Annotated in this window: 18 protein-coding genes; 16 read left to right on the top strand and 2 right to left on the bottom strand. The window is 71.5% G+C overall.

The window, feature by feature from the left end; translation table 11 throughout:
* The first annotated feature begins 132 nt into the window (after positions 1–132).
* The 9 genes from ACWD3H_RS30140 to egtD all read left to right on the top strand — a co-directional run bounded on the left by ACWD3H_RS30140 (position 133) and on the right by egtD (position 11,718).
* A complete protein-coding gene (locus ACWD3H_RS30140) occupies positions 133–1,620 on the top strand; it encodes a S1 family peptidase (protein ID WP_451957401.1) in 1,488 nt (495 codons plus the stop codon).
* A 261-nt stretch (positions 1,621–1,881) separates the two neighbouring features.
* The gene (locus ACWD3H_RS30135) at positions 1,882–3,099 is read left to right on the top strand and encodes an ABC transporter substrate-binding protein (RefSeq protein WP_451957400.1); all 1,218 of its coding nucleotides are present in this window, start codon (positions 1,882–1,884) and stop codon (positions 3,097–3,099) included.
* 18 nt (positions 3,100–3,117) lie between these two features.
* Complete coding sequence (locus ACWD3H_RS30130) at positions 3,118–4,083, top strand: carbohydrate ABC transporter permease (RefSeq protein ID WP_355564786.1); 966 nt, start codon at positions 3,118–3,120, stop codon at positions 4,081–4,083.
* Positions 4,080–4,928, top strand: coding sequence for a carbohydrate ABC transporter permease (locus ACWD3H_RS30125; RefSeq protein ID WP_030909114.1), 849 nt, complete (start codon positions 4,080–4,082; stop codon positions 4,926–4,928). Before ACWD3H_RS30130 ends, ACWD3H_RS30125 begins: the two co-directional genes overlap by 4 nt.
* Positions 4,929–5,084: 156 nt before the next feature.
* Entirely contained in the window at positions 5,085–6,893 is a 1,809-nt protein-coding gene (locus tag ACWD3H_RS30120; RefSeq protein WP_451957399.1) for a DUF2264 domain-containing protein, read from the top strand.
* Positions 6,894–7,188: 295 nt separating this feature from the next.
* Positions 7,189–8,457 carry an ergothioneine biosynthesis glutamate--cysteine ligase EgtA gene (egtA, locus tag ACWD3H_RS30115; RefSeq protein ID WP_451957398.1) on the top strand — a complete coding sequence of 423 codons (1,269 nt, stop codon included), beginning with the start codon at positions 7,189–7,191 and terminating at the stop codon, positions 8,455–8,457.
* 70 nt (positions 8,458–8,527) lie between these two features.
* The gene (egtB, locus tag ACWD3H_RS30110; protein ID WP_451957397.1) at positions 8,528–9,889 is read left to right on the top strand and encodes an ergothioneine biosynthesis protein EgtB; all 1,362 of its coding nucleotides are present in this window, start codon (positions 8,528–8,530) and stop codon (positions 9,887–9,889) included.
* The gene (gene egtC, locus ACWD3H_RS30105; protein WP_350920487.1) at positions 9,890–10,606 is read left to right on the top strand and encodes an ergothioneine biosynthesis protein EgtC; all 717 of its coding nucleotides are present in this window, start codon (positions 9,890–9,892) and stop codon (positions 10,604–10,606) included.
* Between the two features lie 131 nt (positions 10,607–10,737).
* Positions 10,738–11,718 (top strand): L-histidine N(alpha)-methyltransferase, encoded by a 981-nt coding sequence (gene egtD, locus ACWD3H_RS30100; protein ID WP_355564770.1) that lies wholly within the window; start codon positions 10,738–10,740, stop codon positions 11,716–11,718.
* A gap of 63 nt (positions 11,719–11,781) precedes the next feature.
* Here egtD and ACWD3H_RS30095 read toward each other — a convergent pair whose 3' ends face one another.
* Positions 11,782–12,984, bottom strand: a complete 1,203-nt coding sequence (locus tag ACWD3H_RS30095) for an ROK family protein (protein ID WP_451957396.1) — start codon at positions 12,982–12,984, stop codon at positions 11,782–11,784.
* 146 nt (positions 12,985–13,130) lie between these two features.
* Between ACWD3H_RS30095 and zwf the strand changes: the two genes are divergently transcribed.
* The 7 genes from zwf (at position 13,131) to ACWD3H_RS30060 (ending at position 21,071) form a co-directional block, all read left to right on the top strand.
* Positions 13,131–14,606, top strand: coding sequence for a glucose-6-phosphate dehydrogenase (gene zwf, locus ACWD3H_RS30090; protein ID WP_355564766.1), 1,476 nt, complete (start codon positions 13,131–13,133; stop codon positions 14,604–14,606).
* Positions 14,607–14,656: 50 nt separating this feature from the next.
* Complete coding sequence (edd, locus tag ACWD3H_RS30085) at positions 14,657–16,525, top strand: phosphogluconate dehydratase (protein WP_451957395.1); 1,869 nt, start codon at positions 14,657–14,659, stop codon at positions 16,523–16,525.
* Positions 16,526–16,568: 43 nt separating this feature from the next.
* Positions 16,569–17,525 carry a glucokinase gene (gene glk / locus ACWD3H_RS30080; protein WP_451957394.1) on the top strand — a complete coding sequence of 319 codons (957 nt, stop codon included), beginning with the start codon at positions 16,569–16,571 and terminating at the stop codon, positions 17,523–17,525.
* On the top strand, positions 17,522–18,139 hold the full coding sequence (eda, locus tag ACWD3H_RS30075; protein ID WP_350920505.1) for a bifunctional 4-hydroxy-2-oxoglutarate aldolase/2-dehydro-3-deoxy-phosphogluconate aldolase: 618 nt from the start codon (positions 17,522–17,524) through the stop codon (positions 18,137–18,139). The genes glk and eda overlap by 4 nt, the downstream gene beginning before the upstream one ends.
* 246 nt (positions 18,140–18,385) lie before the next feature.
* Entirely contained in the window at positions 18,386–19,627 is a 1,242-nt protein-coding gene (locus tag ACWD3H_RS30070; protein WP_451957393.1) for a TIGR03118 family protein, read from the top strand.
* 430 nt (positions 19,628–20,057) lie between these two features.
* On the top strand, positions 20,058–20,675 hold the full coding sequence (locus ACWD3H_RS30065) for an AAA family ATPase (protein WP_355564751.1): 618 nt from the start codon (positions 20,058–20,060) through the stop codon (positions 20,673–20,675).
* Between the two features lie 69 nt (positions 20,676–20,744).
* Complete coding sequence (locus ACWD3H_RS30060; RefSeq protein WP_350920514.1) at positions 20,745–21,071, top strand: cupin domain-containing protein; 327 nt, start codon at positions 20,745–20,747, stop codon at positions 21,069–21,071.
* 114 nt (positions 21,072–21,185) lie between these two features.
* On the opposite strand, the gene ACWD3H_RS30055 is transcribed toward ACWD3H_RS30060, so the two are convergent.
* Positions 21,186–21,887: an SIR2 family NAD-dependent protein deacylase gene (locus ACWD3H_RS30055; protein ID WP_451957392.1), complete on the bottom strand. Its 702-nt coding sequence runs from the start codon at positions 21,885–21,887 to the stop codon at positions 21,186–21,188.
* Positions 21,888–21,893: the final 6 nt, after the last annotated feature.

Here is a 21,893-nt window from a genome sequence, read left to right as displayed (position 1 = left end):
GTGGCGTGCGGCGTTGAGGCCTTGACCGGCAACGGCTGGATTAGCATGGCGTCGCCCACATCGCATGATCAACCTGCGATACGTGGTGTTCTCCCCCCTCACGCCCGGAAAGCCGAGGTCGAGGAGAGACCCATGTCCCGCAGACACGCCATCACCACGGGATGCGTCCTAGTCATCGCCGCGCTCACTCTGGCCCCCGCCCCGGTCGCCGCCCAGCCTCGGAAGGCGAACACCCCGGGCTCCTGGAAACCACCGGCGGGCATGATCGAGGCACTCCAGCGCGACCTGCACCTCACCAAGGAGCAGGCCCAGACCCGCCTGGTCAACGAGGCCCGCCTGACGGCGGTCGAGGCGGACCTGCGCGGGAAACTCGGCGAGCGCTTCGCCGGTTCCTGGTTCGTCGGAACCGTCGCGCAGCGACTCGTGGTCGCCACCACCTCCGAGGCCGACATCCCCCAGATCGTCGCCACAGGCGCCCGAGCGGAGATCGTCACCCGCTCCCTGTCGGACCTGGACGCCATCAGGGAACAGGTGGACAGCACTCTGGCCGCTCGCGAGAGTACGGGAGCCGTGCGCTACATCGACGTGCGGACCAACAAGGTGGTCGTCCTCTCCAAGGAGGCCGCAGTGGCCACAGACGTCCTGGAGAACTCCGGCACGGACCCGGTCGCGGTGAGGGTCGAGCCCTCCGACGAGACCCCCCGCCTGCTCGACGACCTCGTGGGCGGCAGCGCCTACTACATCGGCACCACGGAGCGCTGCTCGATCGGCTTCTCGGTGACCCATAGCCCCCAGAACGGTTTCGTCAGCGCCGGTCACTGCGGTAAGAAGGGCGACACCACGAGCGGCTCCAACCGGCTCCCCCAGGGGGTCTTCCAGGGGTCGGTCTTTCCGGGCAGCGACTACGCATGGGTCTCGGTGAACGCCAACTGGACACCCACCCCCACGGTGAACAACGGCACCGGGAACACCGTGCCCGTCGCCGGCTCCAGGCCGGCCATCGAGGGCGCCTCGGTCTGCCGGTCCGGCTCCACCACCGGCTGGCACTGCGGCACCATCCAGCAACGCGACACCAGCGTCACCTACCCCCAGGGCACCGTCTACGGACTGGTACGCACGGACGTCTGTGCCGAGCCGGGCGACTCGGGCGGCTCGTTCATCTCGGTGGACCAGGCCCAGGGGGTCACCTCCGGCGGCTCCGGTAACTGCCTGAGGGGCGGTGTCACCTACTTCCAGCCGGTCAACGAGATTCTCACCGCCTACGGCCTGGCCCTGACGACCGCCGGCACCACCCCGCCGGGCACGTCCCCCTGCAGCGGCTACCCGAAGACGGTCACCGGCAGGCTGAACAACGGCCAGTCCGCCTACCAGCCGAACAACAGGTACTACCAGACGGCGGCCCCCGGCCAGCAGTCCGCCTGCCTGGACAGCGCCGACAACGTCGACTTCGACCTCTTCCTCCAGAAGTGGAGCGGCACGAGCTGGGTCACCGTCGCCACCTCCGACAGCCCCGGATCCCACGAGCGGATCAACTACACCGGCACGCGCGGCTACTACCGCTACCGGGTGACCTCCGCGAGCGGCTCCGGCTCCTACACCCTGAAGTACAAGACGTCGTGACGTTCTCCCCGGCGTGAACCGCCCGGAATTCCCGCCGTACCGTCTTCGCGGCACCTCAGGGGCTCGCGCGTAGCGGGCGGCCCGGCCGTGGACGCCCCGTCGCGACGGGGCGTCCACCCGGCGCCCCGCTCCCCGGGAACCACACCTCACGAATGACCCACACCTCCCTCTCCTCCGTGTTACCAAAGCGTTTCTCAAGGGGACTGAACTTTTTTCACACCTTACATTATCCTCCGTTGCACCCCCCAACAGGAGGAAGAAATGATCAGGAGAGTCACAGGGGCCGCGGCGGGTATGGCACTGCTGGCCGGGCTTGTCGCATGCGGCGGCGACAACGGGACGGCCTCGGAGGCCACCACACTGACCTACTGGATGTTCCAGGACCGCACCCCGCAGGCGGGGGAGGTCGTCGAGAAGCTGCGCACCGACTTCGAGAAGGCCAACAAGGTCACCGTCAAGATCGTCAAGATCCCCAAGGACGACTACAACACCAAGCTGGGCAGCGCCGTCGCCGCCGGCACCGTCCCCGACGTCGGCATCCTGGACCAGCCGCTGGTGGCCAGGTACGCGCTCGACGGCACCATCAGGGAGATGCCCGCCGGCACCGTCGACGAGAAGACGTACTACGCGGGCGCCCTGAACACCAACAAGGTGAACGACAAGATCTACGGCCTGCCGCTGGACCACACCGCGGTGGCGCTCTTCTACAACAAGAAGCTGGTGCCGACGCCGCCCAAGACCTGGGACGAGCTCAAGCAGACGGCCGCGAAGGTCCACCAGGACGATCCGAAGGTCGCGGGCATGGTGGTGCCCAAGGGCGACGGCTACGGCGGCTGGATGTGGCCGGGCTTCCTCGCGGGCGCCGGCGGCTCCCTCGTCGACGAGAAGGACAAGAAGATCCTGTTCGACCAGCAGCCCGGTGTCGACGCGCTCCAGCTCTGGGTGGATCTGCTGCCGTCCTCCCCCAGGGCGATCACCGACTCGGACAAGGCCTTCGAGAACGGTCTGGCCGGCATGATGATCTCCGGCCCGTGGGACGTGGCCAACATCAAGGAGCAGTTCCCCGACCTGGAGTTCGGCACCGCCCCGCTGCCGTACAAGACCGAGCCCGCCGGCAACATCGGCGGCGAGAACGCGGTGGTCTTCAGCAAGGGCAAGAACCCCGAGCTGGCGTGGAAGTGGCTCACCTTCCTGACCAACGCCGACAACAACACCACGCTGGCTCAGGCGCTGGGTGGCTTCCCGACCAATGTGGCGGCGGCGGAGAGGGACGCGGCCACCTTCGGGCCCGACCAGGCGGCCTTCCTCGAGCAGCTCAAGGTCGCCCATGCCAGGCCGGCCCTGCCGGAGTGGATCCAGATCAACGACGAGATCATCGCCCCCGCGATCGAGTCCGCGCTGAGCGGCAAGGTCACCTCCCAGCAGGCGCTGACCGAGGCGGCGACCAAGACCCGCGCGCTGCTCGGCTGGAACGGCTAACGCGAAAGCGAGGCAAACGTGGCATCTCCGGTGCTGGCTGACAAGCCCGCCGTGACGCCCCTCCCCGGGCGGCGCCGCCGCCCGGGTTTCGGGCGGCGCGACCACGTCATCGGGTGGCTCCTGATCGCCCCCGCGGTGATTTATTTCGTGATCTTCCTGCTCTACCCCGCGCTGGCCGCGCTGTACTACAGCTTCACCGACTGGAACCTGCGGTCGGCGCCCAACTGGGTGGGACTGGCCAACTACTCCGACCTGCTCTTCGACGACGTGCGGTATCCGCACTTCTGGAAGTCGATCCGGGTCACCCTGCAGTACACGCTGATCGCCGTACCGCTGACCCTGGTCACCGCGCTCGCCCAGGCGCTGCTGATCAACACGATCCGCCGCGGTTCCAACCTCTTCCGGCTGCTGCTGTTCCTGCCGGTCGTGACCGCCGAGGCCGCGGTGGGCGCCATCTGGCGCTGGCTGTACGACCCGCAGTACGGGCTGGTCAACAGCTTTCTCGGCCTGTTCGGCATCCCCGGGCAGAACTGGCTCAACACCCCCGAACTGGTCATCCCGGCCCTGTCGTTCATCGCCGCCTGGCAGTGCGGCATCTCAATGATCATCTACCTCGCCGGGCTCAAGGGCATCCCCGACTCGATCCGCGAGGCCGCGATCATCGACGGTGCGGGCCCCGTCCAGCGGTTCCGGAAGATCGTCGTGCCGATGCTGCGTCCCACCACCTTCTACCTGCTGGTCACCGGCGTGATCGCGGCGCTGCAGGTCTTCGGCCTGGTGTATGTGATCTTCTCGGGCGGCGGCGGCAGGAGCGTCACCGGCGGCCCCGAGCAGTCGGGCCTGACCTACGTCCTGCACCTGTACCTGTTCGCGTTCCGCTACGACGCGATGGGCGCGGCCTGCGCGATGTCGTTCATCCTGTTCCTCTTCATCATGATCATCACTGCCCTGCAGTTCAAGTTCGTCAAGCAGGAGGCGTCGTGAGGACGGCCGGGAAAGCACGGCTCGCGCCCGTCTACATCGCCCTGGTGCTGCTGGCGGCCATATCGGTGATCCCGTTCCTGTGGATGCTGGCGACCTCTTTCAAACACGGCTCGGACGTCTACACCAAGGTGCCCAGCCTGCTTCCGCTGGATCGCAAGACCGGTGAGTGGTCGCCCACGCTGGAGAACTACGAGCACGTCCTGCAGGTCGGCGGGCTGGGCCAGGCGTTCCTCAACAGCGTCTGGGTCTGCCTGATACTGGTTCCGGGCAAGCTCCTGGTGGACGCGCTGGCCGCCTACGCCTTCGCCAGGATCCCCTTTCCCGGCAGGGACAAGCTGTTCGTCGTGCTGCTCGCGGGCATGATGGTCCCCACGATCACGCTGCTGGTGCCACGCATCCACGTCACCCAGGCGCTCGGCATGTTCGACTCCGGATGGGGCCTGATCCTGCCCAACGTTGCCTCGGTCCTGGACATCTTCCTGCTGCGCCAGTTCTTCATGTCGCTGCCCGGCGAGCTGGAGGAGGCGGCGCGCATCGACGGCGCGGGACGGATGCAGATCTTCTGGCGCATCATCATCCCGCTGTCGAAGCCGGTGCTCGCGGTCGTGACGATCACCAGCTTCATCTTCCACTGGAACGACCTGGTCTGGCCCCTGGTGGTGCTCAACGACCCCGAGCTCTACACGCTGCCGCTGGCCCTGCAGCAGCTGGCCAGCAGCGAGTCCGGACGGGCGTACTACATCATGGCGGGCGCCGCCCTGGCGGTCATCCCGGTCATCGTGGTCCTGCTGATCTTCCAGCGCCGCATCATGCAGGGGATCGCGTTCACCGGGCTCAAGAGCTGACCGCGCTCTCAGCGCGGGTCCGGCCCGGACGGCAGGGCCTCCGGCGGCCACGGTCGCCGATCACCAGAGGAGGGTTCCGCGACAGTGGAACGATCAGCCACGTCATCGGCGGCGCCGGGGGCGGGCGGGAGCGGGACACCGCGTGACCGTGAGGACATGCGCCGGCTCGTGACCGAACTCGTCCTGCCACTGGTCCCCCACCTCAGTCCGGGTCGGGCACGACTTCGGCTCGGGAGCAACACGGCCCACTACGGCGACGCGGCCGCCGAACTGGAGGCGTTCGCCCGCCCGCTGTGGGGGCTGGCGCCGCTGGCGGCCGGAGGGGGATCCTTCGAGCACTGGGAGCTCTGGCGCCGAGGGCTCGCCACCGGGACGGATCCCGGGCACGAGGAGTTCTGGGGGGCGGTGACCGACGTCGACCAACGGCTGGTGGAGACCGCCGCGATCGGCCTGGCGCTGGCCCTCGCGCCCGAGGCCGTGTGGGACCCGCTGAGCGGCCGGGAACGCGACGGCCTCGCGGCCTGGCTGCTCCACTCGATGAACGCCGAGGCCGTCGACAACAACTGGCAGTTCTTCCCCGTCATGGTGGGGCTCGGCCTGGACCGCGTCGGGGTGCGCTTCGACCCCGGGCCCAACCTCGCCCGTCTGGAGCGGCTGGAGTCCTTCGCGCTGGGCGGCGGCTGGTACAGCGACGGCCCCACCGCCCAGCGCGACTACTACGTCCCCTTCGCGATGCACTACTACGGCCTGGTCTACGCCGCCCTGGCCGCCGACCGCGATCCCGGCCGCGCCGGGCGCCTGCGTGAGCGGGCGGCGGCCTTCGCGCTGGACTTCCAGCACTGGTTCACCTCCGGGGGAGCCGCCGTGCCCTTCGGCCGGAGTCTGACCTACCGCTTCGCGCAGGGAGCCTTCTGGGGCGCCCTCGCCTTCGCCGGAGTCGAGGCCCTGCCGTGGGGGGAGGTGAAGGGGCATCTGATGCGGCATCTGCGCTGGTGGCTTGGACGGCCGATCCGCGACTCCGGCGGCCTGCTCACCCTGGGATACGGCTACGCCCAGCCCGCTCTCGCCGAGCAGTACAACGCCCCCGGTTCCCCGTACTGGGCGCTGAAGGCGTTCCTGCCGCTGGCACTCGCCGCCGGGCATCCCTTCTGGACGGCCGATGAGGAGGCGGCGCGGGAACTCGCCGCGACCAGCGTCCAGCCGGAGGCGGGGGTCGCGCTGATGCGGTGCGAGCGGGGACGGCAGGTCGTCATGCTGAGCGCGGGGCAGCACCACACGTGGGTGCGGCACGGCGCGGCGAAGTACGCCAAGTTCGCCTACTCGACGTCCTTCGGGTTCAGCGTGCCGGGCGGCTCGTGGGGGCTGGAGCAGGGCGCCTTCGACAGCACCCTGGCGCTGAGCGACGACGGGACGCACTGGCGGCCCTGCGAGGTGCCCGAGGACTTCTCCTCACCCGGCGGCCTGCTCCACGCCCGCTGGACACCATGGCCGGACGTGGAGGTCGACACCTGGCTGCTCCCGCGTCCTCCGTGGCACGTACGGGTGCACCGCCTGCGGTCGGGGCGCGGGCTGCTGTCGGCCGAGGGGGCGTTCGCCGTCGACCGAGACCCCGCCGCGCACCGCACCGCCGAGGGCCCCGGCCACGCCCGCCTCGACTCCCCCGCCGGGCTGTGCGTGATCGAGGATCTCCGCGGGACCCGGAGCGGGGAGCTGGTCCTCCCCCTGCCGGGTACCAACGTCATCGTCCCGCGCACGGTCATCCCCACACTGCGCGGCGAACACGAGCCGGGCGAGCACTGGCTGGCCTGCGCGGTCCTCGGCCTCTCCGGCCTGTGGTCTTCCGGCCTGCGGTCTTCCGGCCCCGCCCCCTCCGGCACCGGACCGGCCACGGGCTGGCCCGAGCCGCCCGGCCCGGAGGAGGTCTCGGCGCTTCTCCCCGGCGGCCACCCATTCGGGGACCGCTGACGACACCGCGCGGCACAGCGATACAGCGGCGCGGCCGGCGGCACACGGCCTCCGGCCCGGTCACGGACGCCGCGGCGGGCGACCGGCCGGATCGAGAAATGTGTCGAAATCGCCCATAACGGGAACTTTCCCCCTAGGCACCTAACCGCTTCTCCGAACGTCTCACCGGACATGGCACCGCGACGCCCGGGAGCCGGAACAGAGCGCCACATCGTCGTCACTCACCGACACCGCCCACCCCCTGAACATCGTACAAGTCTGTAGATCCGCAGATAAATGTTGAAAGGGGACGGGGATGACTGGTCTGGCGACCGAGAACACGCTGATCCGGAACGCCTCGGACGTGGAGGCCTTCGCCCGACAGTGCTTTCTCGCCTCCCCCGGCGAGCAACTGGGCGTCGAGCTGGAGTTCCTGGTCTTCGACCGCACGGCTCCCGCCCGCCAGGTTCCGTGGACCAGGATCGCCGAAGTCCTGCCGCCGCTACCCGGCGGGAGTGTGGTGACCTTCGAGCCGGGCGGCCAGCTGGAGCTCTCCGGGCCACCGGGCTCGCTGCCCGACGCGATCACCCGCCTCACCGCCGATGTGGCCGCCGCGCGCGGAGCGCTGCGGGACGCCGGCCTGGTGCCGGCCGGGGTGGGACTCGACCCGCTGCGGCCGGCGTGGCGGCAGCTGCGCCTGCCCCGGTACGAGGCGATGGCGGAGTTTCTCGGCATGCCGTACGGGGCGCTGATGATGTGCTCGACGGCCTCGATCCAGGTCAATCTGGACCTGGGTACCAGACCCGCGACCCGGTGGGAGCGCGCCCACCTGCTGGGTCCCGTCCTGGTGGCGGCCTTCGCCAACTCGCCGCTCAGCGGGAGCCGGCCGTGCGGGTGGATGTCGGGCCGCCAGGCGGTGTGGGATCGGCTCGACCGCACTCGCACGGCCGCTGTCCCCACAGGCGGCGACCCCGCCGCCGACTGGGCCGAGTACCTGCTCAACGCCCGCCTCATGGCCGTGCGCGAGGCCCCGGAGAACCCGGAGAACCCGGAGAACCCGGAGAGTCCCGAAGACGCGCGGTACCGCCCGGTCCGTGACGGCTCGACCTTCCGCGACCGGCTGACCGCGTCCGCGCGGCCGCCGACCCTGGCGGACCTGACCTACCACGCCACGACGCTCTTCCCGCCCGTACGGCCACGCGGCTGGCTGGAGATCCGCTACCTCGACGCCCAGCACCCGGCGAGCTGGCCGGTGTGCGCGGCGGTGACCCACGCCCTGGTGACGGACGACCGCGCGGCCGACGCGGCGCTGGCCGCGGCCGAGCCGTGCGCGGGGATGTGGCTGCGGGCGGCACGCCGCGGCCTGGCCGACCCCCTGCTGCGCAGGGCCGCCGACGCCTGTTTCCGCGCCGCCCTCGCGGCGCTGCCGAGGCTGGGAGCGACACCGGCCCTGGTCTGCGAGGTCGCCGCGTTCGCCAACCGCCACGTGAGCCCCGGCCGCTCCCCGGCCGCCGACCTGCTGAACCTGGCCGGCGGGCCGGAACGGCGCCTGCCCGACTGGCTGGCCCAGGAAGGACGGATCTGACGCCCTCGTCAAGGCCGGCTCGGGACCTGCCCGGGACCGGGGAGCGGAATCTCCAGCACGGAGGTATCTGATGAGCGACCTCAAGGAACGGATCGCCGCCGGGCTGACCGCCGCGCGGAGCCGGTCCACCGCCTACACCGACGCCGAGGACGACCTGCTGGTCAGGCAGCACTCGCCGCTGATGTCGCCGCTGGTGTGGGACCTGGCGCACGTCGGCAACTACGAGGAGCTGTGGGTGCTGCGGCAGGCCGGCGGGATCACCCCGCTCCGCCCGGAGATCGACGACCTGTACGACGCGTTCCGGCATCCGCGCGCGAACCGCACGGCCCTGCCCATCCTGGGACCGATGGAGGCGCGCCGCTACATCGAGGGCGTGCGCGGCCGGGTGCTGGACGTCCTGGACGCGATCGACCCGCACGGTCCCGACCCCCTGCACCGGGACGGTTTCGTCTTCGGCCTGGTGATCCAGCACGAGCACCAGCACGACGAGACGATGCTCGCCACCCTGCAGCTGTCCGGTGCACCCGGCCTGGTCCGCGACGGCGAACTGCCCCCCGGCCGGCCCTCGGGTACCGACGAGGTGTTCGTTCCCGCGGGTCCCTTCACGATGGGCACCGACACCCTGTCGTGGGCCTACGACAACGAGCGCCCGGCCCACCGGCTCGACCTGCCCGGCTACTGGATCGACAGGCTCCCCGTCGGCAACCGCGCCTACACGGACTTCATCGCCGACGGCGGCTACGACGACCCCCGCTGGTGGTCTCCGCAGGGCCGGCTCTGGCTGCAGCGGAGCCGCGCCTTCGCCCCGCTGTTCTGGATCGCCGATGGCGGCACCTGGTGGCGCACCCGCTTCGGCCGGACCGAACCCGTCCCCATGGACGAGCCCGTCCAGCACGTGTGCTGGTACGAGGCCGACGCCTACGCCCGGTGGGCCGGCAGGCGGCTGCCCACCGAGGCCGAGTGGGAGAAGGCCTGCGGCTGGGACCCCGAGGCCGGGCGGGCGCGGAGATATCCGTGGGGGGACGACGATCCCGGGCCCGCCACGGCGAACCTCGGGCACAGGGCGGCACGGCCCGCACCGCTCGGTGCCTTCCCCGCGGGGGCGGGCGCCTACGGCACCGAGCAGATGATCGGGGACGTGTGGGAGTGGACCGGTTCGTGGTTCCTGCCCCATCCCGGCTTCCGCAGCTTCCCCTACCCCGAGTACAGCGAGGTGTTCTTCGACTCTCGACACCGGGTGCTGCGCGGCGGATCCTGGGCGTCCGACCCGGCCGTGGCCCGCACCACGTTCAGGAACTGGGACCGTCCTGCCCGCAGGCAGATCTTCTCCGGCTTCCGGTGTGCCCGCTCGGCCTTCCCCGAGGACTCACCAGGGGAATCCCCGGGCCACTCCCCGGAGCACTTCTCCGGGCGCTCACCGGGGCAGCGGTAGATGTGCCGCCACGCGGCCTGGCTGGGCGCTCCCCGTCCGCTGTCCTCGCTGATCCACGAGCCCGGCCACGGCCTGCTCCGGCAGTCCCACGCCCCGCGCCTGCAGCGCTACGGCACCGTCAACGCCGACGGCTTCGGCATGGGCTGGTACGACGCCTCCCGCGCCGAGCCGGTCCGCTACCGCCGTACGGTCCCCATCTGGGCGGACGCCAACCTGACGGACCTCGCACGGGTCGCCCGCTCCGGCTGCCTGCTGGCCGCCGTACGGTCGGCCACCGCCGGGATGCCGATCGAGGAGAGCGCGACCGCGCCCTTCGCCGACGGGCCGTGGCTGCTCAGCCACAACGGCCGCGTGGCGCGGGAGGCGGTCAGGGAACTCGCCGAGGACGCGGAGAGCTCCTGCGACTCGGCGTGGCTCGCCGCCGCGGTGTTCACCCGGCGGCGCGCGGGCGACCCGCTCGGCGAGGCCCTGATGGAGGTCGTCACCCACGCCGGGGTGAAGGATCCCGACGCCCGGCTGAACCTGCTCGCCTGCGACGGCCGGTCGATCGCCGCGACCGCCTGGGGCGACACGCTCTTCCTCCACCTCGGGGACCACCCGCGCGACGGCGTGCTCGTGGCGAGCGAACCGCTGGACGACCGGCCCGGCTGGCAGGCCGTACCGGATCGGACCCTGGTCCTCGCCTCCGCGGACGGCGTGCGCGTCCAGCCACTGTGACAGAGCCGTGGCAGGGCCGCGACAGCACCGCGGCAGCACCACGACAGGAAGGAGCCGGACCACAGGAAAGCACAGCACCCCGGTCACGGACCGGCGAGCGGGACCCGTGACCCACAGCCCCAGGAGGCCCCGTGTCAGTCAGCCAGTCAGCCGTACACCTGGTGGACCATCTCGGCCGCGACCACCTTCACCAGGCACTCGAACACGACGTCCGCACCGGGCTGACGTCCACGCCCAAGTGGCTGCCGCCCAAGTGGTTCTACGACGAGGCCGGCAGCGAGCTGTTCTCCCGGATCACCCGGTTGCCCGAGTACTACCCCACCCGCCGCGAGCTGGCCATCCTGCGCCGGCACGCCCTCGACATCGCCACGCGCTCCGGCGCCGACACCCTGGTCGAGCTCGGCTCGGGGACCAGCGAGAAGACCGTGCTGCTGCTCGACGCCCTCTCCGCGACGGGGACGCTGCGCGTCTACACCCCGGTGGACGTCGACGGGGCGACCCTGGGCGACGCCGCGCGGTGGCTCGCCTGGCGCTACCGCGGCCTGACCGTCCGCGCGATCTGCGCCGACTTCGAGGCGCACCTGGCGTTGCTGCCCCGTACCGGACGGCGGTTGGTGGCCTTCCTCGGCGGCACCGTCGGCAACCTCGCCCCGGCGGCACGCGAGGTCTTCCTGAAGGAGCTGCGCGCCACGCTACGCCCCGGCGACACCTTCCTGCTCGGCGCGGACCTGGTCAAGGACACCGACCGGCTGGTCGCGGCCTACGACGACGTGAGCGGGGTGACCGCCGCCTTCAACCGGAACGTCCTGCACGTGATCAACAGGGAGCTGGGCGCCGACTTCGACCCGGACGCCTTCGAGCACGTCGCGCTGTACGACGCGCGGCACGAGTGGATCGAGATGCGGCTGCGCGCGAGCCGCGCCATGCGCGTGCGGATTCCCGATCTCGGCCTGCGGGTCTCCTTCGTGGCCGGGGAGGAGATGCGCACCGAGATCAGCGCCAAGTTCCGCCCTGAGGGCCTGCGGCAAGAGCTGGTCACCGCCGGATTCGGGATGATCGGCCATTACACCGACCCGACCGGTGACTTCTGCCTCGTCCTGGCCGGCACCTGATCGCCGATGGCCTGACCGCCAGGCGGCGGAGCCCGGCGGGGCGGTTCGTCAGGCCGAGGGCTGTCAGGCCAGGGAGCGAACGGGGCGGACCGCCTGCCAGACCGCGGAGTCGACGGCCTCGGGGGAGAGGATGTGATCCAGGACCATGTGGGCGCAGCCGATGATCCCGGCGCCCGGGCCGAGACGGCTGCGCTCGATGCGCAGGTTACGGGTCGCCAGGGCCGTCGAGCGGCGGTGGATCACCTCGCGAACCCCTGAGACCATCGGCTGGAAGGTCTCCGCCACGTCGCCGCCGAGCACGACCACCGCGGGGTTGAGCAGGTTGACCGCGCTGGCGACGACCTCGCCGAGCATCCGGGCGGCGTTGCGGACCACGGTCATGGTCTCCGCGTCGCCGGCCCGGACCAGGCTCACCACGTCGGCCATGGTCTTGACCTCGTACCCCCGGGCACGGAGCTCGCGCAGGATCGCGGTGCCGCTGGCGACCGAGTCGACGCAGTCGATGTTGCCGCAGCGGCAGAGCACTCCCCCGCCGTCGCGGACCGGGATGTGCCCGATCTCCCCGGCGGCGCCCAGCGCCCCCCGCAGGATCTCGCCGCCGGCGATGACGCCGGAGCCGATCCGGGTGGAGACCTTGATGAACAGCAGGTCGTCGGCCTCACCCGCGTAGATCGCGCGGTGCTCGCCGATGGCGATGACGTTCACGTCGTTGTCGAGGAGGACGGGAACGGGGAAGCACTCGGCGATGATCGGCGGGATGGCCACCCCCGTCCAGCTGGCCATGATCCGGGCACTCTCGGTGCGCCCGGCCGCGAACTCGACGGTGGCCGGGACACCCAGGCCGACGCCGCGGACCAGGGAGGCCGGGCGGTCGCCGAGCAGTTCACTCCAGGTCTGCATGACCAGTGGGAGGACGACGTCAGGACCCTCCTCCACGTCCACGGACAGTCCGGCGCGGGCCACCACCTCGCCCGCCAGGTCACAGACGGCGACCTGCGCGCGGCTCGCGCCCAGCGAGCCGACCAGGACGAGGCCACCCGAGGCGTTCAGGACCAGGCGGGTGGGCGGACGGCCTCCGGTGGAGGGGCCCTCGCTGTCCTCCACGACGAGGCCCTGCTCCAGCAGCTCGGTGACGCGCAGGGACACGGCCGGCCTGGACAGGCCGGTGACGCGCCCTATGTCGGCGCGTGTGACCGCCTCACCGGAGCGGATGAGGCGTAGCACCTCACCGCTGGTGGCCAGCGCGGCAGCGGGACGTCGAGGCATCGGCTAAGTGAACCACACCTGCTTAGGAAATGAAAACGTCGTACTTTCTCATCTCAAATGACAAAACTCGGCTTGTGTAGAGCGCAAGATATGGCTACTGTCCGATCTATCCCTAATTTCGGTAGATCATCACGGAGCGCTCCCCCATGTCCGAGACCCCGCAACCCGCCGACCTCATCGTCTTCGGTGGCACAGGCGACCTCTCCATGCGGAAACTCCTCCCGGCGCTCTACCACTCAGACCGCGACGGCCTCCTCGCCCCCGCGACCCGCGTCATCGCGATGTCCCGCGGCGGGCTCGACGACGCCGACTTCCGCGGCAAGGTGGACGCGGAGGTGCGCGACTCGGTGCCGGTGGACGACCCGGGCACCTGGCAGCGCTTCCTCGGCCGCCTGCACCACGTCAGCGTCGACATCGGCGGCCAGGACCCGACCGGGTGGGCGAGGCTCACCGGGCTGCTCGCCGGGTACGAGCACCGCGCCCGGGTCTTCTACCTGGCCAGCCCGCCCATGACGTTCGGCCCGTTCTGTCGGGAGGCACACCGCGCGGGTCTGGTCACCCCCGCCTCACGAGTGGTGCTGGAGAAACCCCTCGGGCGCGACCTGACCAGCGCGCTGCGCATCAACGACGAGGTCGGCGCCATCTTCGACGAGCGGCAGGTCTACCGCATCGACCACTACCTGGGTAAGGAGACGGTCCAGAACCTCCTCGTGCTCCGGTTCGCCAACGCGTTCCTGGAGCCGATCTGGAACTCCCTCTGGATCGACCACGTCCAGATCACCGTCGCCGAGACCGTGGGCACCCCTGGCCGGCGCGGCTACTACGACCACGCGGGCGCGCTCCGCGACATGGTGCAGAACCACCTGCTCCAGCTGCTCTGCCTGGTCGCGATGGAGCCCCCCTCGCGCAACGACCGCGAGTCGATCCGCGACGAGAAGGTCAAGGTCCTCCAGTCGCTGCGGGCCGTCACCGGCGGCGAGGTCGACCGTTTCACCGTACGCGGCCAGTACACGGCGGGCGAGTCCGGCGGCGCCCGGGTCCCCGGCTACCTCGACGAGCCCGACCGCACCGCCCCCACCGAGGCCTCCCGGCGGGTGGAGACCTTCGCCGCGATCCGCGCCGAGGTGAAGAACTGGCGCTGGGCGGGGGTGCCGTTCTACCTGCGCACCGGCAAGCGGATGCCGTACCGCTGCTCGGAGATCGTCGTGCAGTTCAAGGACGTGCCCCACTCGATCTTCCCGGGCAGCACGCCCAACCGGCTGGTGCTGCGGCTGCAGCCGAGCGAGGGCATCCAGCTGAACATCATGGCCAAGGAGCCCGGCGCGGGCGAGGTGGCGCTCAAGCCGGTCCCGCTCGGCCTCAGCTTCGCCGAGACCTTCACCGGCCGGGTGCCCGACGCCTACGAGCGACTCCTCATGGACGTCCTGGCGGGCAACCCGACCCTGTTCATGCGGCGCGACGAGGTCGAGGCCGCCTGGCGGTGGATCGATCCGATCATCAGCGAGTGGGAGTCGCGGGGCACGGCCCCCGAGCCGTACCCGGCGGGCAGCGCGGGCCCCGCCTCGGCCCACGAACTCGTCGGCCGCAGCGGCCGCACCTGGCACGGGGAGGGACTGGCTTGAGCGGCCGGGAACAGCACACAGACCGAACCGACCGTGACGCAGGAGGCCGGATGCATCCCGTGATCCAAGAAGTGACGGACCGCCTGGTCGAGCGGAGCCGCCCCAGCCGTACCGCGTACCTGGCCCGGCTGCGCTCCGAGGCCGAGGCGGCCCGCCGGCGCGGTCCCGCCAGGGCGAGCCTGGGCTGCGCCAACCTGGCCCACGGCTTCGCCGGCGTGGGAGAAGGCGACAAGCGCGACCTGCGGGCAGGCGTCAAGCCCGGTGTGGCGATCGTGTCGAGCTACAACGACATGCTCTCGGCACACCAGCCCTACGAGACCTACCCGGCGATCCTCAAGGCGGCCGTCCGGAAGGCCGGCGGCGTCGCGCAGTTCGCCGGCGGCGTGCCCGCGATGTGCGACGGCATCACCCAGGGCCGGGCGGGCATGGAGCTGTCGCTCTACAGCCGCGAGGTCATCGCGATGGCCACCGCGATCGCGCTCTCGCACGACATGTTCGACGCCTCCCTCATGCTCGGCGTCTGCGACAAGATCGTTCCCGGCCTGCTGATCGGGGCGCTGCACTTCGGCCACCTGCCCGCGGTGTTCGTCCCCGCCGGGCCGATGACCTCCGGCCTGCCCAACAAGGTCAAGGCCCGCACCCGGCAGCTGTTCGCCGAGGGCAAGGTCGGCAGGGACGAGCTGCTCGACGCCGAGGCGAAGTCCTACCACTCCCCCGGCACCTGCACCTTCTACGGCACCGCCAACTCCAACCAGGTCATGATCGAGGTCATGGGCCTGCACCTGCCGGGCTCGACCTTCGTCAACCCGCGCACCGAGCTGCGCGAGGCCCTGACGAAGGCGGCGGGCAGGCGGGCGGTGGAACTGACCGCGCACGGCGACGAGTACACCCCGGTGGGCGAGGTCGTCGACGAGAAGGCGATAGTCAACGCCTGCGTGGCGCTGCTGGCGACCGGCGGCTCGACCAACCACACGATGCACATCGTCGCCATCGCCGCGGCGGCGGGCATCGAACTCCTCTGGGACGACCTGGCCGCGCTGTCGAAGGTCGTGCCGCTGCTGACCCGCATGTACCCCAACGGCCAGGCGGACGTGAACCACTTCCAGGCCGCGGGCGGCATGCAGGTGCTCATCGGCGACCTGCTGGACGCCGGGCTGCTCCACGGCGACGTGCTGACCGTCGCCGGGCGCGGTCTGGACCACTATCGCTCGGCCGTCGAGCTCAAGGACGGCGAGCTGGTCTGGGAGGAGCGCACCGAGGGCAGCACCGACCTGGACGTGCTGCGCCCGGTCTCCGACGCGTTCTCCGCCGACGGCGGCATCCACATGCTCAACGGCAATCTGGGGCGCGCGGTCAGCAAGGTCTCCGCGGTCAAGGACGAGCACCTGGTCATCGAGGCCCCCGCCAAGGTCTTCGACGACCAGCTGGAGCTGCTGCGCGCCTTCGACGCGGGCGAGCTCGACGGGCAGGACTTCGTCGCGGTCATCCGATACCAGGGACCGAGCGCGAACGGCATGCCCGAGCTGCACAAGCTCACCCCGCCGATGGCGGTGCTGCTCGACCGGGGACAGCGGGTGGCGATCGTCACCGACGGCCGCATGTCCGGCGCGTCGGGCAAGGTCCCCGCCGCCATCCACCTGTCGCCGGAGGCCGCCGACGGCGGCCCCATCGCGCTGGTGCTGGACGGCGACCCGATCCGCCTCGACGCCGCCGCCGGCACCCTGGAGCTGCTGCTCCCCGCCGACGAGCTGGCCGCCCGGTCCCCGCATGGCGCGCCGCTCACCGACGCCCAGTGGGTGGGCACCGGCCGCGAGCTGTTCGGCGCCTTCCGCCGCGCGGCGGGCCCGGCCGAGCGCGGCGCGGGCATCTTCCCCCTGAACGGCCACGCCGAGGCCGTCGCGAACGGCGGCCGGGCATGACCGCGCACACCGTCTCCCCCGTACGGCCCGCGAAGGAGATCATGTGAGCCTTCCCTGGCTCGTCGCGGACGTCGGCGGCACCAACGCCCGGTTCGGACTGGTCACCGAGGCCGGTGGTCAGCCCGATACGGTGGCCGTGCTCGCGGGCGCGGAACACGACGGCCTTCCCGAAGCCGTAGCCGCTTATCTCGCAGACCATGCGGGCGGAGTTCGGCCGGGAGCCGCGTGCATCGCGATCGCAGGACCCGTGGACGGTGACCGCTACCGGCTCACCAACGCCGGGTGGACGGGGTCGGTGAGCGAGCTGGGCATCCCGAACGCCTGGCTGCTCAACGACTTCGAGGCCCTGGCCGCGTCCCTGCCGTACCTGCGGGGCGAGGACCTGGTCTGTCTGGGCGGCCCGGAGCCCTCGCGCGGCGTCAAGGCCGTGCTCGGGCCCGGAACCGGCCTCGGCGTGGGCGGCCTGGTGCCCGCCGCCGAGGGCTGGGTGCCGATCCCCGGGGAGGGCGGCCACGTCACCATGCCGCTCCTCGACGAGCGCGACCACGAGATCGTCCGGGCGCTGCGCGCGGACGGCATGGAGCACGTGGCGGCCGAGCACCTGCTCTCCGGGCCGGGGTTGTCGCGCCTGCACCGGGGGCTCGCCCTCGTCCGCGGGGTGGACGCGCCGAGGCTGTCGGCCTCCGACATCGTGGCCCGGATGGACGACTCGCTGTGCGCGCAGACCATCGAGGTCTTCTGCGCCATGCTCGGCACCTTCGCCGGCAACGTCGCCCTGACCCTCGGTGCCCGGGGCGGGGTCTACCTGGGCGGCGGCGTGCTGCCACGTATCGTGGACCGGGTCCGCTCCAGCGACTTCCGCCGCCGCTTCGAAGCCACCCCCACCCTGAACGACTACCTTTCCGGCATCGCCACCACGCTGATCGTGGCCCCACAGCCCGCCCTGGTCGGCGCGGCGGCGTGGCTGAACCAACACCTGTCCAACCTGGAGTACGTGTGAGTAGCCTGCTCGACATCGCCCCCGTCATCCCGGTGGTCGTGATCGACGACCCGGAGACCGCGGTCCCCCTGGCCCGTGCCCTGGTAGCGGGCGGCCTGCCGGCCATCGAGGTCACCCTCCGCACCGCCGCCGCCCTGGACGCCATCGCGCGCATCGCCGCCGAGGTCCCCGAGGCGGTGGTCGGCGCGGGCACCGTCCGCACCCCGGCCGACGTGGCCGCCTCGGTGGCGGCCGGTTCCGCCTTCCTGGTCAGCCCGGGAACCACCCCGAAACTTCTCGACGCCCTTGCGGCCGGCGGGGTGCCGTTCCTGCCCGGCGCGGCGACCGCGTCCGAGGTCATGGCGCTGGCCGAGCGCGGGGTGACCGAGATGAAGTTCTTCCCGGCCGAGGCCGCCGGCGGCCTGCCGTACCTGAAGGCGCTCGGCGGCCCGCTGCCGCAGATCAGGTTCTGCCCGACGGGCGGCATCAGGCTCGCGACCGCCCCCGACTACCTGGCACTGCCGAACGTGGGCTGCGTGGGCGGTACCTGGCTCACCCCCGCCGACGCGCTCGCCACCGGTGACTACGCACGGATCGAGAAGCTGGCCACCGAGGCGGCCGCCCTCCGCCGCTAGCTCGCCGGCAGGACTCCGCGGGCGTGCCTGTCCTCCCTTGGCTCGCCCGCGGTCATGAGCCGGCCGTGACCCGGTGTGACGCTCGTGAGATCAGGCCCATGGCCGCCCTACCCGGCGGCCATGGGCCATCCCTTTTCCGCTCGGCCGGCTCCTCGCCGGTCCCGGCCACCGGGAAACGGGCTGAACCGGGTACGGACCCCGCGCGTATCTCGCGGCGAAAGGCACTCCCTCACAGAGGAGCCATGAATGCGAGTACGCATCGTCACGATCTGCGCCACGGTTCTGGTCGTGGGCGTCGCCGGTACGGCGTCCGCCGGAACCCAGCAGGCGCAGAACGGAGCGAAACAGGCCCGAGCCGGAACCGGTCAGGCGAAATCCTGGACCGGCCACGCGCAGGCCGGAACGCAACGCACGCAGAGCCGTTTCTCGGTCACCAACCTGGTCTCGGACGTCAGCGGACGGGCGGCGGTCACCGACCCCGCACTGATCAACCCGTGGGGACTGGCCATGGGCAAGACCCTCTGGGTCTCGGCCGCGGGCAGCGGCCTGGCCACGGTCTACTCCGGCGGCGCGGGCACCGTGAAGCAGGAGAGGACCCAGGTCCGCGTCCCCGGCGGCAGGCCCACCGGGCAGGTCGTCAACATGGGCGAGGAGTTCGTCGTCAAAGGACCCGGCGGTTCGGGACCCGCGACGTTCATCTTCGCCAGCCCCAGCGGGGCGATCACCGGCTGGAACGCCGAGGCCGACCCCGATGACGCGATCATCAGCGCGTTCGTGAAGGGCGCCGACTTCAAGGGCCTGGCCCTGGCCCAGACCAACCAGGGGCCGCTGCTGCTGGCCGCCGACTTCGCGGGCAACCGGATCCACGTCTTCGACGGCGACTTCGAACGGATCATGACCAGCCGTCGCGCGTTCCGCGACCCGGGCCTGCCTGACGACTACGCGCCGTTCAACGTGGAGGTCGTGGGCCGCTCCATCCTCGTCGCGTACGCCAAGCGCGACCCCGAGACCGGCAAGTCGGTGGCCGGGCAGGGCAAGGGGTTCATCAGCCAGTTCAACGGCTCCGGCCGGTTCGTCGGCCGCTTCGCCGCGCGGGGGGCACTCAACGCGCCCTGGGCGATGACGCCGGCCCCGAAGGGGTTCGGCGCCCACTCCGGAGCCCTGCTCGTCGGCAACTTCGGCGACGGCCGGATCAACGCCTACAACCCGCGCAACGGCCGCCCGCTCGGCCCGCTGCGCTCCGCCGACGGCAGGCCCATCACCCTGGGCGGCCTGTGGGACCTGGAACCCGGCACGGACGCCGTCGGCGGCGCCGGCTCCCTGTGGTTCAGCGCCGGCAGCGACGGTGGCACCCACGGCCTGCTCGGCCTGATCCGGCCCGCGGGCGCCGCCACCCCGACGGCCTCCCCCTCCGGCGGCGCCTCCCCCGCGCCCTCGCCCTCACATTCAAGCTCCCACGGCTCCGGTTCCGGCAACTCCGGCTACTGACGGACGGCCGACGGGCACGAGGGCCCTGGGCCTCGCAGGCGGCGCCGGCACCCCACCGCCAAAAGGTGCCGGCGCCGCGCGTTTACCGGAGAGTCTCCTTCCGGTGACCGCGCCACCGCCCGGATTCCCCTACCCTTGAACGAACGAGGGGAGTACTTCCCAAGAACCGCCCCGGTCAGTACGGACGCCCTGTGGCGTCCCCGGACGGTTGCCCGCGAGGTGCGGGTGAAGGAGACCTCGAATGACCGAGCGCATTCGAGGAGCGAGCATGCCCACCGACGGTCTCCCGCAGGTACCGCCTTCCCGGTGTTCCTCCGCCCGGGCGCAGTCCCCTCCGGTGCCCGCCGAATCGGCGGCGAACCGGATTCCACCGTGGCGGTGCCCCGGGACGCATGATGGGGGGAATCCCCTTTCCTGCGAGGTGCACCCGATGGCCACCACATCGGCCGGCCAGTCCTCCGTCGAGGAGCTGCACTATCCGGCCGGGACGCTGGTGCTCCTCGCGGGGCTCCCCGGTGCGGGCAAGAGCACCCTGCTCGACCGGCTGTACGGGCTGCGCGGCGACGAGAGGGAACCGGTCCGCGCCGGTGAGGTCCGCGTCATCGACTCCCGTCAGTCCCGCAACTGGTGGGCCCGCTATCTCGGCCCGATCCCCCCGCGAGCCCGCACCCCGATCGTGCACACCACCCATGTGGCGCGGATCGCCCGCGCCCTGCTGCGGGGGCACGGCGTCGTCGCGCACACCCGCGGCACCTGGCCGCACATCCTGTACGGCTTCGCCTGGCTGGCGCGCGGGGTCGGCAGCGAGATCCATCTGATCCTGCTCGACGTGGAGCCGAGCGCGGCCCGCGAGGGACAACTCTCGCGCGGCCGGGTCGTCACGGGCACCACCTTCGCCCGGCACTGCCGCCGCTGGCGGGTGCTCATCGAGCGCGCCCGCGGCGGCGTGCTCCCCCCGGCCACAGGCGTCACGATCCTCGACCGTCCCGCCGCGGACCTGCTCCGGGCCATCCGCTTCGGCGAACGGCCCCCCACCCGGGACGGATGACTTTACCTCCGCCTGGCGCTGCGCATTCCTCACCCAGGGCAGGCTCAGAACGACCGGGAGGAAACCTCAATGATCGACGTACTGGCTCTCGCCGAGGAACATCTCGCCCTCGCCAGGGAGAGCGCGCACGGCCGTAGCGCCCACACCTACCTCAACGAGGGCACGCTACGCCAGGCGGTCATCGCGCTGATCGCCGGAACCGTCCTCGGGGACCACGACGCCCCGCCGGCCGCGAGCCTGCACGTCCTGTCCGGGCGGGTACGGATCGTCGAGGAGGGGCAGAGCGTCGAAGTCAGCACGGGCCAGGCCACCCCGATCCCGCAGCGACGTCACTCACTTGAGGCCGCCGAGGATTCGGCGGTCATCCTCACCAGCGTCGTCAACATCTCCGTGTGAGGCCTGCCCGGGGCATACCCGGCGGATGGCCGTCATCCTCCTCCGTTCGATCCTGACGGCTCCCGTTCACCGGACACGGCGCCCCGCCCGGGGGTCGTCCGCCGGCCCCCTCCGTCAGGCGAGAGACGAGCAGAGGCGGGGGACCGCGACGCCGATGGGGTCGCTGATCACCTCGTCGGCCAGATGGTCGTAGGGGGTCGGCTCGGCGTTGACGATGACCAGCCGGGCGCCCGCTCCGACGGCGATGCCCACCAGGGAGGCGGCGGGCTGCACCTGCAGCGAGGTGCCGACGGCGACGAACACCTCGCACTTCTCGGCCGCCTCGATCGCCCGGGTGAGGGTGGCCGTGTCAAGGGCCTGGCCGAACATCACGGTGGCCGTCTTGAGGATGCCACCGCAGTCGCGGCAGGCGGGGTCGCTCTCGCCCGCGAGGATCCGCTCGACCGCCTCCCGCGTGGTGGAGGTGGCGCCGCAGGCGGTGCACAGGGCGCCGAACATGTTGCCGTGCAGCTCCAGCACCCGCTCGGGCGGCGACCCGGCCCGCTGGTGCAGGCCGTCGACGTTCTGGGTGATGATCCACGTGTCGGGCAGGCCGGCCAGGGCGCGGTGTGCCGCGTTCGGCTCGGCCCGCCAGGCGGGGTTGTCGCGGCGCATCAGCCACGAGCGCCGCCGGATCTCCGGATCGGCCATGTAGTGGTCGTAGGTGACGAGCTTCTCGTGATCGGGATCCTTACGCCACACGCCGTTCGGCCCTCGGTAGTCGGGAATCCCGGACTCGGTGGAGATCCCCGCGCCCGTCAGCACCGTCAGCGTCATGGGTCG

The sequence above is a fragment of the Streptosporangium sp. NPDC002607 genome, assembly GCF_053592655.1.
This window is presented reverse-complemented; position numbering and strand designations above follow the sequence as displayed.